Annotated in this window: 12 protein-coding genes; 3 read left to right on the plus strand and 9 right to left on the minus strand. The window is 69.0% G+C overall.

Translation table 11 applies throughout. The features are described 5' to 3' along the window. The first annotated feature begins 124 nt into the window (after positions 1 to 124). Positions 125 to 1,912: an ABC transporter ATP-binding protein gene (locus ACFV6H_RS24970; RefSeq protein ID WP_385546229.1), complete on the plus strand. Its 1,788-nt coding sequence runs from the start codon at positions 125 to 127 to the stop codon at positions 1,910 to 1,912. 149 nt (positions 1,913 to 2,061) lie between these two features. After that, positions 2,062 to 2,346 (plus strand): chaplin, encoded by a 285-nt coding sequence (locus tag ACFV6H_RS24975; RefSeq protein ID WP_385545893.1) that lies wholly within the window; start codon positions 2,062 to 2,064, stop codon positions 2,344 to 2,346. A gap of 145 nt (positions 2,347 to 2,491) precedes the next feature. On the opposite strand, the gene ACFV6H_RS24980 is transcribed toward ACFV6H_RS24975, so the two are convergent. Continuing rightward, positions 2,492 to 3,355, minus strand: a complete 864-nt coding sequence (locus tag ACFV6H_RS24980) for a tyrosinase family protein (protein ID WP_385545896.1) — start codon at positions 3,353 to 3,355, stop codon at positions 2,492 to 2,494. A 20-nt stretch (positions 3,356 to 3,375) separates the two neighbouring features. Next, entirely contained in the window at positions 3,376 to 3,897 is a 522-nt protein-coding gene (locus ACFV6H_RS24985) for a tyrosinase family oxidase copper chaperone (RefSeq protein ID WP_385545899.1), read from the minus strand. Between the two features lie 288 nt (positions 3,898 to 4,185). Between ACFV6H_RS24985 and ACFV6H_RS24990 the strand changes: the two genes are divergently transcribed. After that, entirely contained in the window at positions 4,186 to 5,235 is a 1,050-nt protein-coding gene (locus tag ACFV6H_RS24990; RefSeq protein ID WP_385545902.1) for a YihY/virulence factor BrkB family protein, read from the plus strand. 2 nt (positions 5,236 to 5,237) lie between these two features. On the opposite strand, the gene ACFV6H_RS24995 is transcribed toward ACFV6H_RS24990, so the two are convergent. From ACFV6H_RS24995 to ACFV6H_RS25025, 7 genes are all read right to left on the minus strand, one after another. Then, the gene (locus ACFV6H_RS24995; RefSeq protein WP_385545905.1) at positions 5,238 to 6,305 is read right to left on the minus strand and encodes a glycoside hydrolase family 19 protein; all 1,068 of its coding nucleotides are present in this window, start codon (positions 6,303 to 6,305) and stop codon (positions 5,238 to 5,240) included. 182 nt (positions 6,306 to 6,487) lie between these two features. Then, positions 6,488 to 7,513 carry a LacI family DNA-binding transcriptional regulator gene (locus ACFV6H_RS25000; RefSeq protein WP_385545908.1) on the minus strand — a complete coding sequence of 342 codons (1,026 nt, stop codon included), beginning with the start codon at positions 7,511 to 7,513 and terminating at the stop codon, positions 6,488 to 6,490. Continuing rightward, positions 7,513 to 8,937, minus strand: coding sequence for an arabinose isomerase (locus ACFV6H_RS25005; protein ID WP_385545911.1), 1,425 nt, complete (start codon positions 8,935 to 8,937; stop codon positions 7,513 to 7,515). Before ACFV6H_RS25005 ends, ACFV6H_RS25000 begins: the two co-directional genes overlap by 1 nt. 32 nt (positions 8,938 to 8,969) lie before the next feature. Beyond that, the gene (rhaS, locus tag ACFV6H_RS25010; RefSeq protein ID WP_385545914.1) at positions 8,970 to 10,055 is read right to left on the minus strand and encodes a rhamnose ABC transporter substrate-binding protein; all 1,086 of its coding nucleotides are present in this window, start codon (positions 10,053 to 10,055) and stop codon (positions 8,970 to 8,972) included. Between the two features lie 112 nt (positions 10,056 to 10,167). Then, a complete protein-coding gene (locus ACFV6H_RS25015) occupies positions 10,168 to 11,247 on the minus strand; it encodes an ABC transporter permease (RefSeq protein ID WP_385545917.1) in 1,080 nt (359 codons plus the stop codon). Further along, positions 11,231 to 12,280, minus strand: coding sequence for an ABC transporter permease (locus tag ACFV6H_RS25020; protein ID WP_385545920.1), 1,050 nt, complete (start codon positions 12,278 to 12,280; stop codon positions 11,231 to 11,233). Before ACFV6H_RS25020 ends, ACFV6H_RS25015 begins: the two co-directional genes overlap by 17 nt. Next, complete coding sequence (locus ACFV6H_RS25025) at positions 12,277 to 13,800, minus strand: sugar ABC transporter ATP-binding protein (RefSeq protein ID WP_385545923.1); 1,524 nt, start codon at positions 13,798 to 13,800, stop codon at positions 12,277 to 12,279. Before ACFV6H_RS25025 ends, ACFV6H_RS25020 begins: the two co-directional genes overlap by 4 nt. Positions 13,801 to 13,971: the final 171 nt, after the last annotated feature.

Raw genomic sequence — 13,971 nt, forward strand, 5'->3', positions numbered from 1 at the left:
TCGGAGGGCTCGGATCGGAAAGCGCCTCGGAAAGCGCTTCCGACCGTGGGCCGGTCGGAGGAGACTGCATGTCTGCACGCCGAGGGCTAATATGATCATCATTCGAAAGAGGACCTCGCTCTCCATGCAGAATCCCGAATCAACCCCGCGTTCCAGTCCGCTGGACCACCACTACTCGGGGGAGCATCCGCTCCGCACGCTCGCCTACCTCTTCCGCCCCGACCGCCGCAGGCTGCTGCTCGCCGTCGTGGTCTTCGCCGTCAAGCACATCCCGGTCTGGATGCTGCCTCTGATCACGGCCAACATCATCGATGTGGTCGTGGACCACAGGCCCGTCTCCCATCTCTGGTACAACACGGGCGCCGTGGTGCTGGTCCTCGTGCTCAACTTCCCGCTGCATCTGCTGTACGCGCGTCTGATGAGCGCCAGCATCCGCCGGATGGGACGTGAGCTGCGCTCGGCACTCTGCCGCCGGATGCAGTATCTGTCCATCGGCTACCACGCCCGGGTAAGCGCGGGTGTGCTCCAGACCAAGGTCGTACGGGACGTCGAGTCGGTCGAGACGATGACCCAGCAGAGCGCCGACATGGGGCTCGGCGCCATCATGACGCTGCTGGGCGGACTGGCGGTGATCGGGTTCCGTACGCCGGTCGTGCTGCCGGTGTTCCTGGTCGTCGTGCCGCTGGCGGCGCTGCTGGTACGCCAGCTGCGCTCCCGGATACGGAGCAGCAACGAGGAGTTCCGGCTGGAGGTCGAGCGGCTCTCGTCGCGGGTCGGCGAGATGACGACGCTCATACCGATCACCCGCGCGCACGGTCTGGAGCGCACGGCGCTGCACCGTGTCGACAACACACTGGAGCGGGTGCTCACCGCCGGATTCCGGCTCGATGTGCTCAACGGCCGCTTCGGCTCGCTCTCCTGGATCCTGCTCAACACCATGGCGGTCGGCTGTCTCTCCGGCTCGGCGCTCGTGGCGTACTACGGCTGGTGGGGCCTCTCGGCCGGTGACGTGGTGATGATCAGCACCTTCTTCACCGCGCTGACCGCCTCGCTGACGACGCTGATGAATCTGACTCCGATCATCTCCAAGGGACTGGAGTCGGTACGTTCGGTCGGTGAGGTCCTCCAGGCGCCGGACCTGGAGAGCAACGAGGGCAAGACACTTGTCGAGCGGGTCGAGGGACGGATCGACTTCCAGGGAACGGGCTTCCGCTATCCCGACGCGACGGAGCACTCCGTGCACGGATTCGATCTGTCGGTGCTGCCCGGCGAGACCGTCGCGCTGGTGGGCGCCTCGGGCGCGGGCAAGTCCACGATCCTCAATCTGCTGATCGGTTTCATCCGGCCCACGGAGGGCCGGATCCTGCTCGACGGTACGGACATGGCGTCCCTGGATCTGCGCACCTACCGGCGCTTCCTCTCCGTCGTACCGCAGGAGTCGATCCTGTTCGAGGGAACCATCCGGGAGAACGTCACCTACGGTCTGGAGGGCGGCGCGGACGAGGACGCGCTGCGGGAGGCGCTGCTGGCCGCCCACGCGATGGAGTTCATCGAGCGGCTGCCCGACGGTCTCGACACGGTGGTGGGACAGCGCGGCGCCCGGCTGTCGGGCGGTCAGAAGCAGCGGCTCGCGATCGCCAGGGCGCTGATCAGGGATCCGCGTGTGCTGGTGCTGGACGAGGCGACCTCGGCGCTCGACAGCCGCTCGGAGGGACTGATCCAGGACGCGCTGTCACATCTCGTCCAGGGCAGAACGGTCTTCGTGGTCGCGCACCGGCTCTCCACCATCAGAAACGCGGACCGCATCATCGTGATGGACCGCGGCAGGATCGTGGAGGTGGGCAGCCACCATGAGCTGCTGGCGCGAGGCGGAGAATATGCCACCACACTCCAGCCCCGCCGCTCCGGCTGACTCCAGGTCAGCCGCGTCCGCGCGCGGGCCGGAAGATGCGGCACCGAATGGCTGGTTGTCCGTTACCGAGCGTGAGTCACGGCGTTGAAGTGCGTGAAGGCCGCACATCGTGCGGCTGCGCTCCCAAACGTCCAAGGAGAAGAAACTTGATGTCGCGTATCGCGAAGGCAACCGCTGTTCTCGTCGGCACGGGTGCCGTGCTGGCCTCCGGTGCCGGTATGGCCGCTGCCGACGCCGAGGCCGAGGCGGCGGCAGTCGGCTCGCCCGGTGTTCTGTCCGGCAACGTCATCCAGGTGCCCCTGCACATCCCGGTCAACGTCTGTGGCAACACCATCGACCTGGTCGGTCTGCTCAACCCGGCGTTCGGTAACCAGTGCGCCAACATCTCGGGCAAGCACGGCAAGGGCCATGGCCATGGTGGCTACGGCGGCTGATCACCGGTGAGAACGCACGGCTCCAGTGCCGTGCGGGATCCGTGAATGACGGCCTCCCGCGTTCGCGCGCGGGAGGCCGTCGCGTCCTCCGGGCGGAGGCCGCGAGACGGTGCGCCGAGGAGTGGTGTGCCGAGGGCGGGCGCCGTCACTGTTCGTAGCGGTACAGGTCCCGGTGGTCGAGGAGTTCGGACGGCTTGACGTCCCACGGCGGCATGGGCTCCTCCAGACTGATGACCCGTCCGCTCTGCGGATCGTCGGGCCGCAGCCGGGTCCTCGGCAGATAGACCGCCTTCGGATGGCGCCGCTGCCAGCGGTCCCAGAGCAGATCGACAAAGGAGTGGTGGAGCCAGAAGACGGGATCGTTCGGGGAGGAGGCGCCGAGCATATGTCCGCCGACCCAGCGGTGGACCCGATTGTGGTTGCGCCAGCGCTCGACACCGCCGGACAGCCAGCCCTCCAGCCGGTTGCGGAACCCGGAGGCGGCGGTCGAGTCCCAGGGTTCCATGTCGTACACCGGCTCGTTCATCGCCCAGGCCAGTTCGTCATGGCTGGGCAGCGAGATCGGCGCGGACGGCCGGCCCAGATTGCGCATGAGGTACTTCCGGTCCGTCACTCCGTTCATGATCGTCCACTGTCCGGTCTCATACGCGAACGGACCGGTCATGACCTGATGGTCGCGCGTGCGGCCGTTGCCGCCGAGGAAGTCCTCGGACCAGAGCGCGGCGGCGGGTGTGTTGTCGGTCGTCCAGTCCCAGTACGGCACGGTCACCTTCGGGTCGATCCGCTGGAGCGCGCGCTCGAACTCCAGCAGAAAGCGGCGGTGCCAAGGGAAGAAGGACGGTGTCATATGCGCGGCGCGCAGTCCGTCCTCCCCGTCGGTGACGTAGTACTCGATGTGCTGCCGTACGAACTCGTCGTACTCCCCGTTGCGTTTCAGCTCCAGCACAGCACCGACGAAGCCTCTCCTCTCCGCGCTGGTCAGATTCCGCTGGTTCTTTCTCGTGTACACCGGTGACGGCCCTCCCGGGTTCAGATGTGGTGGATCGGTCCGGAGATCGACAGTTCGGCGCCGGCGAGATCCTCGACGGCCGCGCGGGCCGCGGCCAAGGGTGTCGGGAACGACTCGTAGTGGTTGACGGCGCTCAGATAGCTGCCGTCCGCGCGCCGCATCAGCTGGAGCGGCCGGCCGTCGATACGGATGTCGAGCACGGGCGCGGGACGGAGCGGCGAGACGCCCGAGGCGGCCAGGAACCTCGCGCCGGGCGGTACGTACGCGCTTCCCGTGGCACCGATCCGGATATGCCGTCCTCGGTACATCTCGTCGACGATCCTTCTCTCACCGGACGCCTCCGCTCCCTTGTCCCCTCCTCCGGCCGCTCCCTCGGTCACCCGGCGGCCCGCTCTGAAGACGGGCGTCAGCACCGCCGACGTACCGGCGACCACACCGAGGCCGAACAGCGCGCGCAGGAAGTGGCGGCGGGCGCGTCGGCGGCCGGACGGCGCCGTCGTCGTCGTTCCGGGACGGCGTCCGTGGACGGGTCTCGGCTCCATCTGTGTTCCGTCTGGCACAAGGGACCTCCGCTCGTCGGTGTCTGGGCGGGCGCTCCGGTACGCGGGCGCTCCCGGTACGCGGGCACGCGAAGACCGGCCGCCGCCCCGACCGGCACAACGAGACGGTGGGCAAACAGTTATCCGGCGGGCGAACGCCCCAGGTCGGCAGGGCGCGGAAGCGCGGCGGCGGTGCGGTGCGCGGGCCGGTGGAGGGATGAGGCAGGGTAGGCCGGGACCGGAAGATCACCGGCAGCACGGCAGCGCAGCAGCGAGAGCACGGGAGGCAGCTTGTCCGCCGAGGAATCCGGGCATCGGGAGCCGTCGCAGGACGGCGAGAGGGATCCTGTGGCGCGGGAGGCCCTCAGCGCTCAGGCCCACGACGGTCCGGCACCTGACAGACCATCGCTCGCCGGGCCGGGACGGATCACCGGAGCGCTGCGCCGTACACCGCTCGCGCTGTGGCGGGACGATGCCACCGACCGGGCGGCCGCCCTCACGTACTACGCCGTTCTGGCGATCTTCCCGGCGCTGCTGGTCACCGTCTGCTTCATCGGCCTCGCCGGTCCCGGCGCGAGCGGAGAGCTCGCCGGTCAGATCACGGTTCTCGTTCCCGCGCAGTCCCGGATGCTGGTCCACAGCGCCCTGGAGGAGATGGCACGGCAGCGCTCCGCGGCCTGGGTGCTGGCGTCCTTCGGCACCGTCGGCGCGGTGTGGTCGGCCTCCAGCTATCTCGGTGTGTTCCGCCGGGCCCTGCACACCATGTACGGCACCGTCGACCGCAGACCGCCGTGGCGTACGGCGCCGCGGATCGCGATCACCGCCTGCGCCCTGCTGGCGCTGCTGGTGACCAGTGCCTTCACGCTGGTGCTGACCGGTGAGGTCGCGGCCACGCTGGGACGCGTCCTGGGGATGGACTCGACGGTGAGCCTGGTGTGGAACGCGCTGAAGTGGCCGCTGCTGCTGACGCTGGCGGCGGTTCTGGTGCTGGTGGTGTTCCGTACCGGTCCGCCCGGCAGACGCGGGCTGCGCCACGCGCTGCCCGGTGGTGTCCTCGCGGTCGCGCTCTGGCTGCTGACGTCCGCGGGCTTCGCGCTCTACACGGCGCAGGCGGGGACGTACAACCGGCTGTACGGATCGCTCGCCGGGATCATCGTCTTTCTCGTCTGGCTCTGGGTCACCAATCTCTCCCTGCTGGCCGGTGCGCAGTTCAACGCCGAACTGGTCAGGGAGGAACGGCCCGGACCGCACGAAGGCCGGAACGGCGACCCGGAGGTCGTCGGACCGGCCTTCGCACTCGCACCCGGCGGCTCGAAGGCCACGGGCGCGGGGACCGAATAGGGTCAGCAGCTCAGATTGGCTCCGGGAGTGGTGCCGAGGATCTGCACGAAGCGCTGGTAGTTGTTGATCCGGCTCTGGACCTGCGCCGGGTTGCGCCCGTCGCACTCCAGTGAGCCGTTGATCGAGCGGATGGTCTGGCCGAAGCCGGCCTGGTTCACCATCGCGTTGTGCGGCGTCATCGTGCCCGGACCGTTCTGGGTGTTCCAGTACCAGAGACCGGTCTTCCAGGCCACCGCCGACTCACGCTCCACACGCCACGGATCGGCCAGCAGGTTGATACCGAGCGCGTCGCCCGCGGCCTTGTAGTTGAAGTTCCAGCTCAGCTGGATCGGACCACGCCCGTAGTACGCGGCCTGACCGGCCGGGCAGCCGTAGGGCTGTGAAGTGTCGCAGTAGTGGGGGTAGTTGGCGGTGTTCTGCTCCACCACATGCACCAGACCACCGGTCTCGTGACTCACATTGGCGAGGAAGGCCGCGGCCTCCTGCCGCTTCACCGTGTCACTGCCGGTGTTCGCGAAGCCCGGGTACGCGCTCAGCGCGGCCGTCAGCCCGCTGTACGTGTAGAAGGAATTCCGGCTCGGGAACATCTGGTTGAACTGGCTCTCGCTGACGACGAAGCCACCGGCCGGCGGCGGATCGGTCGGCGGGGTGCCGGTGCAGTTGTACGGCTCCCAGTACCAGGTGCTGATGACCGGGTCGTAGCCCGGGTTGTCGTGCTCCGCGATGTAGAACTTGCCGTCGGTGTACTTCACGATGTTGCCGGCGACATACGCACGGCCCGCCACCCAGGCCGGGTAGTCACAGGCGCCGGAGCCGCCGCCCGGGCTGGAACCGTCACAGATGCCCTGGTCGGCCCAGACATCGGTGGTGCCGGGAGTCTCTCCCTGCGTCCACCACTTGGCCGACCAGTTGTGACCGTTGTACGAAGCCGTGTTACCGCCGGTATACACGGCGGACGCGTTCCATCCCGCCGCGCAGGTCGCGGCGGAGGCGGAAGAGGCGGGCAGGAAAATCGTGAGGGCGAGGGCCGAAACCATCGCCGCGAACAGGGCCAGGACGCGCTGTCTCAAACGACTCACTCCTTCGCGCGAGCAACCGGGTGTCCCGCTGCTCGCCATGGGGGGTGAGGGAACCAAATCGGAATCCCGTGAACCTGTCAAGGTCTAGACCAAGTGATGGCGCGGCGGCCAGGGCGCATCCGGCCGATCCGGCCACTGCGGGCAACCGGACGCACCGTCAGCCCGTCAGCCCGTCAGCCACGCGCACGGGAGAGCGTCGAGGCGCGCACCACCAGTTCGGGCTGGAGCACGATACGCCGGTGCCGGTGCCCGGCGGCCCCGTCGCCGGTCTCCTCGATCAGCAGATCGGCCGCGGCGCCGCCGAGCCGGAAGGCGGGCCGGCGCACCGATGTCAGCGGTACGGCGGCTGCGGACGCGAACTCGATGTCGTCGTAGCCAACAAGCGCCATCTCCTCGGGCACCCGTACGCCCGCGTGGTAGAGCGTCTGGAGCACGCCCAGCGCGAGCAGGTCGTTGGCGCAGAACACCGCTCTGGGCCGTGGCGCCATCCCGAGCAGCCGCGCTCCGGCGTCCCGGCCCGCGGCCACATCGAGTCGCGCTGCCTCCACATGGCGGAGCGACACGGGCGGCAGCCCCGCCTCGGCGAGGGCGAGCAGCGCGCCCTCACGGCGGCTCTGGCACTGCGGCAGACGCATCGGGCCGCTGACATACGCGATATCCCGGCATCCGCCGCGCAGCAGATGGCGTACGGCCATCGCGCCGCCGGTCACATCGTCCACGGACACCGAACAGCCGTCCGCGCTCGGTACGACACGGTCGACAAGGACGAACGGGATGTCATGGCGCCGGAACGCGTCGAGATTGCGGCCGCTGGTGTCGGCCGGAGTCACCAGCACACCTCGTACGCGCTGTTCGGAGAAGAGCGTGAGATAGGTGGCCTCCTCCGCCGGGTTCTCGGCGCTGTTGCAGAGCATCACACCGAGTCCGGCCGCGCGCGCCGAGCGTTCCGCGCCCGAGGCCACCACCACGAAGAACGGATTCGCCATGTCGAGGACGAGCATGGCCAGAATGCGGCTGCGCCCGGCGCGGAGCTGGCGCGCGGACTCGCTGCGTACATAGCCGAGCCGTTCGATGGCGGACTGAACGCGCCGGCGGGTCTCCTCCGTGACGGTGTCCGGGCGGTTGATCACATTCGAGACGGTGCCCACCGAGACACCGGCCGCCCCGGCCACGTCCTTGATCCCCACCGGACGCCGCATCAGACGGTGACCTCCACCAGGTCCAGGCCGGTCAGACCGGAGAGCGCGCGCAGCTCGGGCAGCAGCCGGCCGGTGGCCAGGGCCCAGTGGTGACCGACACCACTGGCGCTCCAGGCATCGGTCCACTCCCCCGGATCGCAGCCGAAGTCGACACGGGAGGTGGTGTTGCCGATCTCCAGATGCGGCCCGGGAACGACCTCGCCCTCGGCCGCGACCAACCGGTAGCGGCCGTCACGGCTCTGTCCCAGGCCGACCAGGGTGACGGGCCCGTGCCGTACGTCGAACTCGACGGAGACGCCCCAGCCGCGCTTGCCGTGGTAGACACCGAGTCCGCGCAGCAGTGGCTTGCGCTCGCTGATGGCGAGATGCCCGGGGCCGTCATGGCCCATCTCCACCACTCCGGCCGTGAAGTCCAGTGCCTGGAGTTCGGTGAAGGAGCCGCCGGCGCCGAGACGGTCGGCGATCAGCATCGCGAGCGAGGTGCGCAGTTCGTACTCGCCGCAGGCCGGAACTCCGCGGGCGGTCAGCAGCGAGGAGCCGAGGATCATGCCCGCGCCGAGCCGTTCATGGATCTCGCCGTCGAGCCCTCGGTGGTAGTACGCGAGCGAGTCCAGGTCGAAGTCGGCGACAAGCCGGTCGAGTCCGGCGGAGACACGCGCGGCCCAGCGCAGATCGTCCTCGACCACGGAGTCGGCGAGCTCGAAGACCTCGCGGGTCTCGTCGAGCTTCGCGGTGAGTTCTCCGTCCTTGACCTGCTCGACCCGTACGCGCAGATCGTCGAACTCCACGACCTCGACATGGCCGCCGAGATGTCCCGGGACCATGGTGAGGTCGGTGGAGACGTCGTACATACCGGGATAGAGATGTCCCATCAGACCGTGCCGGCCGTGGCGCAGGACGGAGCGGACTCCGGCGGCCCGGATCCAGCGGCCGATGCGCTCCCAGGCCCGCTCGTCCTCAAGATGTCCGGAGACGGAGCGGAAAGGGACGCCTACGCGCTCGAAGGCGTTGGCCATCTCCGGCAGCGGACAGGCACCGCAGTAGGCGAGCCACTGTCCGGTGTCGAAGGAGGCGTGGTCCATGGACGGTGTGGGCTGGAGATTGATCAGCAGGACGGGCGCGCCGCTGCGCTGGGCGACGGGAACGAGCATGGTCGCCGTCATATAGGTGGTGAGGAAACCGACGATCAGATCGCAGTCGGCGGCGCGCAGTTTCCCGGCCGCCTCGGCGCCTTCCCGGGCGTCCGAGATGAAGCCGACGTCAACGACCTCGGCGTCGAACTCCCGCATGCGCGTGGTGACCCGGTCGGCGGAGCGCCGTAGCTGCGGCAGAAGATCGGGGAACTGCGGCCAGTAGGCGCCCAGTCCGCCCGCGACCAGCCCGATCCTGGGCTTGCGGGCGACGGCTGCGGTACGGACGGTCATGGCGGCTCCGTTCAGGTCTCCGGCTGGGCCGGTCAGAAGTCGAACGTGTCGATGTTGTTCTTGTCGAAGACGGTCGGCTCGCCGAGGATGACCTCGCCGTCCTTCCCGACGGTGTACTCGCCGAGCTTGCCCGCCTTGAACTTCTCACCCTCGGCGCCGGTGATCTGTCCCGACGCCAGGGCGGCTGCCGCGTACGACCCCAGATAGCCGAGCTCCTCCGGGTTCCAGAGCGAGAACTGCTCGACGGTGCCGTCCTTGACGTACTTGCGCATCTGGTTCGGTGTGCCCAGCCCGTTGAGCACGACCTTGCCCTTGTACGAGGAGTCGCTGAGATAGCGGGCGGCGGCGGCGATTCCGACGGTGGTCGGCGAAATGATGCCCTTGAGGTCCGGATAGGCCTGGAGCAGGCCCTGCGTCTGCTGGAAGGACTTCTGGTCCGCGTCGTCGCCGTACGCGACCTTCACGAGCTGCATGTTCCGGTACTTGGGCAGCTTCAACTCGTCCTTCATGAACTCGATCCAGGTGTTCTGGTTCGTGGCGTTCTGGGTGGCCGAGAGGATCGCGATCTTGCCCTGGTGGCCGATCTGTTCACCGAGGTGCTGGACGAGGCTCCGGCCTATCTCCTCGGAGCTGGCCTGGTTGATGAAGAGCTGGCGGCAGTCCTTGGCGGTGTCGGAGTCGTACGCGACGACCTTGATGTCCTTCTTCATGGCCTGCTTGAGCGGGCCGCAGACCGCGTTCGGGTCGTTGGCCGCGATCAGGATGGCGTCCTGGCGCTGCTGGATGAGGGTGTTGATGTACGAGACCTGCGAGGAGGCGCTGGCGTCGGAGGGACCGACCTCCTTGCCGGTGGCGCCGTACTCGGCCGCGGCGGCAATACCGGCCTCGTCCACGATCTTCTCGTACGGATTGTTGATCTGCTTGGGCAGGAAGGCGAGCTTGAGGCCCTTCTTCAGCGGCGCGTCCGGATTGGCCTCGGCGGCGGTGTCCGCCTTCGTGGTGTCCTTCTCGGTGCTGTTCTTGGTGGTGCCGGAGCAGGCGGTCAGGGCGACGGCGAGGGCACAGACGGTGGCGGCGGTGGCCGCCGCGCGGCGCCGGGCGGCGGTACGGATGATCATGGCGGGCACAGGCCTTTCGGGAAGTACGGCAGAGGCTGGGCAAAGGCGAGGTGAGGTGAGTCGGAGGAGGGTGGTGCGGTTGAAGGGCCGGGCTCGGGGCAGGGCGGGAGGCTCAGGGCCCGGACGTACCGACGGCCGCGCGCCGATGACGGCGCTCCACCACGGTGGCGATGACTCTCGGCGTGAGGACCGAGGCGACGAGCAGCAGCCCGGTCACGATGACCTGGACCTCGTTCGGCACATCGTTGAGCGTGAGCAGATTTTTGAGGACTCCGATCAGCAGCACACCGGCGACCGCGCCGAAGAGCGTGCCCTTGCCGCCGTCGAAGTCGACGCCGCCGAGCAGGACGGAGGCGATGACGAGCATCTCGAAACCGAGGCCGTTGTCGGCCCGCGCGCTGCCGTACCGCAGAGTGAAGACGATTCCGGCGAAGGCCGAGAACACTCCGGTGACCACGAAGAGGATCAGCTTGAACCGCTTGACCCTGATCCCGGCGAAGTAGGCGGCCTCCTCCTGCGCGCCGATGGCGAACAGCGACCGTCCGAAGGAGGTGGAGTGGAGCAGTACGGCCGTGGCGAGCGCCAGTACGAGGAACAGGACGACGGGATAGGTCAGGAAGGTGCCAGGGACCGTGGTGGTGTCCACGGCCCAGTCGGCGTACACCTGCGGGAAGTCGGTGACGGCGTCACTGCCGAGCGCGACCGAGGCGAGCCCGCGGTAGAGGGCGAGTGTGCCGATGGTGACGGCGAGCGAGGGCAGTCCCACCCGGGTGACCAGCCAGCCGTTGAGCAGTCCGCCCGCGACACCGGCCAGCAGCACCACGGGCACGATCAGCTCGAAGGCCCAGCCCGCGTTCCACAGCGCGCCGGTGAGCGCGCTGCCGAGGCCCAGCATGGAGGCGACGGACAGATCGATCTGTCCGGCCACCACCAGCAAGGTCATGGGCAGGGCGATCAGGGCGACTTCGGCGATGTCGTTGAAGGCGAAGGCGAGATTCTCGCCGGAGGCGAAGCCGTCGGTGGTGCCGAGGCCGGTCACGAAGACCGCCACCAGCAGAACGCCGACCGCGGTGTCCCAGCGCAGTCCCACCGTCCGTAGCAGCCGCCCGGCGCTCGGGCGCGGCTCGGGCGTGTCTGCCCGGGGCCCGGGCGCGGTCTCCGGCGCGGTCTCTGTCTCAGGCGCCGTTCCCATGGCGGGCGCTCCTCTTCCTCAGTGCGGCTGTCATGCGCAGGGAGACGATCCGGTCGACGGTGATGGCGGCGAGGAGCAGCGCGCCGGTGATGGCGCCCTGCCAGAACGCGTCGACCTTGAGGACGACCAGGGCGCTGCCGATGGTGGTGAGCAGCAGCGCGCCGAGCGCCGCGCCCCACACCGTGCCCGTACCGCCCGTGATGGCGACACCGCCGACGACCACGGCGCTGACGACGGTGAGTTCCCAGCCATGGGCGTTGTCCGCGACGACGGTGCCGAAGCGGGCGAGCCAGAGGGCGCCGGCGAATCCGGCCACGGCACCGGAGAAGGCGTACGCCGCGAGGATCCTGCGGCGGATCGGTACGCCCGCGAGCCGCGCGGCCTCCGGGCTGGAGCCGATCGCGTACAGCTCGCGTCCCGAGCGGTAGCTCCGCAGGTAGTACGCGGTGAGCGCGAGCAGCACGAGGGCGATCAGCGGAAGGTACGGGATGCCGAAGACGCTGCCGCTGCCCAGGTCGAGGACCGGTTCCGGGATGTCGTTGGCGCTGATCTGCTCGCCCTGTGCCCACCAGTAGTCGAGGCCCTGGATGATGTAGAGCATCCCGAGGGTGACCACGAGCGCCGGGACGCGGCCGAAGCTGACCAGTGCGCCGCTGACCAGGCCGCAGCCCACACCGAGTGCGGTACCGAGCAGCATGACGGTGAGCACACCGTGGTCGGTCCCGGCGACGAACTGGCCGCAGGCGAAGGCGGAGAGCCCGACGACGGAGCCGACCGAGAGGTCGATATTGCGGGTGACGACGACCACGGACTGGCCGACGGCGAGCAGGACCAGGATGGAGGCGTTGAGAAGGAGGTCCTTGACGCCCTGGTCGTCCAGGAAGCGCGGATTGGAGATCCAGGTGCCGAGGACGAGCAGCGCCAGCGCGCCGGCGATGCTGATCTCCCTGGCCCGGAACACGGCGTCGACCAGCGAGCGTGACGAGCGCTCGTCGCGGCCCGCTTCGGCGGGCCTGTCCAGCAAGGTGGTCATGCCGCCGCCCTTTCGGCGCGGCCGGTCGCGGCGGCCATCACCGTCTCCTCGGTGGCCTCCGCGCGCGGGATCTCGGCGGTGAGACGGCCTTCATGCATGACGAGGACCCGGTCGGCCATGCCCAGGACCTCGGGCAGATCGGAGGAGATCATCAGGACGGCGAGTCCTTCCGCGGCCAGGGAGGAGAGCAGCCGGTGCACCTCCGCCTTGGTGCCGACGTCGATGCCCCGGGTCGGTTCGTCGACGATGAGGACGGCCGGTTCGGTGGCGAGCCACTTGGCGAGGACGACCTTCTGCTGATTGCCGCCGGAGAGCACACCAACGGGATCGGCGAGACGGTTGTACTTGAGCTGGAGACGTACGGCCCAGTCGGCGGCCCTGCCGCGCTCCAGCGCCCGGCGCACCAGTCCGCCCTTGCCGAGCCGGCCGAGCCCGGTCAGCCCGATATTGCGTTCGATGGACATCTCCATCACCAGTCCGCGCAGCCGCCGGTCCTCGGGCACGAGCGCGAGTCCGGCGTCCATGGCCGCGGTCGGTGAACCGGCGGGCAGCTTCCGTCCGTCGACCTCCACCTCGCCCGCGTCGGCCCGGTCGACACCGAAGACGGCCTGCGCCACCTCGCTGCGCCCGGCGCCGACGAGTCCCGCGAGAGCGACGATCTCGCCTCGCCGTACCTCGAAGGAGATGTCCCGGAACACTCCCTCCCGGGTCAGCCGGCGCACCGACAGGGCGGTCTCGCCCACCGCGGCCCGCTGCTTGGGATACAGCTCGCCGAGATCGCGGCCGACCATGGCACGGACCAGATCGTCCTCGGTGAGTCCGGCCAGTGGCTCGGAGGAGATCAGCCAGCCGTCGCGCAGGGTGGTGACGCGCTGGCAGAGCTCGAATATCTCGCCGAGCCGGTGAGAGATGAAGAGCACGGCGGCGCCCTCGGCCCGCAGAGTCCGCACGACGGAGAAGAGCCGGGCGGTCTCGCTGCCCGTCAGCGCCGCCGTGGGCTCGTCCATGATCAGCACGCGCGCGTCGAAGGAGAGCGCCTTGGCGATCTCGACGATCTGCTGGTCCGCGATGGACAGCCCGCGCGCGGGACGGTCCGGGTCGAGCTCCACACCGAGTCGCTTCATCAGGGCGGCGGTGCTCTCCCGTACGGCCCTGCGGTCGATACGGCCGAGCGAGCGTCGGGGCTGGCGGCCCATGAAGATGTTCTCGGCGATCGACAGATCGGGGAAGAGCGTCGGCTCCTGGTAGATGACGGCGATCCCGGCGTCGCGGGCGTCGGCAGGTCCGTGGAAGACAACAGGTGTGCCGTCGAGAAGCACCTCGCCGGCATCGGGCCTGTGCACCCCGGCGAGCGTCTTGATCAGGGTGGACTTGCCCGCGCCGTTCTCCCCGGCGAGCGCGTGCGCCTCGCCGGGGAACAGTCGCAGGGAGACGTCCCGCAAGGCCCGTACGGCGCCGAAGGACTTGCTCACATCCTTCAGGGCCAGGACCGGGGCGGGGCCCGTGGCGGGCTGGTTCATTTGGGCTCCTCAGCGGCGACGGGCCTGGGGCACCGCCCGCCGTGAAAGGTTTCAATGAGGTTGCACGGAAGCTAAACGGCGTTCCAGGGCGGCGTCAATGGGCTGTGCTCGACAATTTCGGGTGAATTCACAGGGGTGCGACCCGAACAAATGGAGGTGTCGCGCGGAGGG

It is taken from the genome of Streptomyces sp. NPDC059743 (genome assembly GCF_042732975.1).
Lineage (GTDB): Bacteria > Actinomycetota > Actinomycetes > Streptomycetales > Streptomycetaceae > Streptomyces.

Excerpts from the sequence above, each read along its gene's own strand:
- ACFV6H_RS24970 (WP_385546229.1), top strand. The coding sequence starts at position 125 with ATGCAGAATCCCGAATCAACCCCGCGTTCCAGTCCGCTGGACCACCAC.
- ACFV6H_RS24975 (WP_385545893.1), top strand. The coding sequence starts at position 2,062 with ATGTCGCGTATCGCGAAGGCAACCGCTGTTCTCGTCGGCACGGGTGCC.
- ACFV6H_RS24985 (WP_385545899.1), bottom strand. The coding sequence starts at position 3,897 with ATGGAGCCGAGACCCGTCCACGGACGCCGTCCCGGAACGACGACGACG.
- ACFV6H_RS25000 (WP_385545908.1), bottom strand. The coding sequence starts at position 7,513 with ATGCGGCGTCCGGTGGGGATCAAGGACGTGGCCGGGGCGGCCGGTGTC.
- ACFV6H_RS25005 (WP_385545911.1), bottom strand. The coding sequence starts at position 8,937 with ATGACCGTCCGTACCGCAGCCGTCGCCCGCAAGCCCAGGATCGGGCTG.
- rhaS (WP_385545914.1), bottom strand. The coding sequence starts at position 10,055 with ATGATCATCCGTACCGCCGCCCGGCGCCGCGCGGCGGCCACCGCCGCC.
- ACFV6H_RS25015 (WP_385545917.1), bottom strand. The coding sequence starts at position 11,247 with ATGGGAACGGCGCCTGAGACAGAGACCGCGCCGGAGACCGCGCCCGGG.
- ACFV6H_RS25020 (WP_385545920.1), bottom strand. The coding sequence starts at position 12,280 with ATGACCACCTTGCTGGACAGGCCCGCCGAAGCGGGCCGCGACGAGCGC.
- ACFV6H_RS25025 (WP_385545923.1), bottom strand. The coding sequence starts at position 13,800 with ATGAACCAGCCCGCCACGGGCCCCGCCCCGGTCCTGGCCCTGAAGGAT.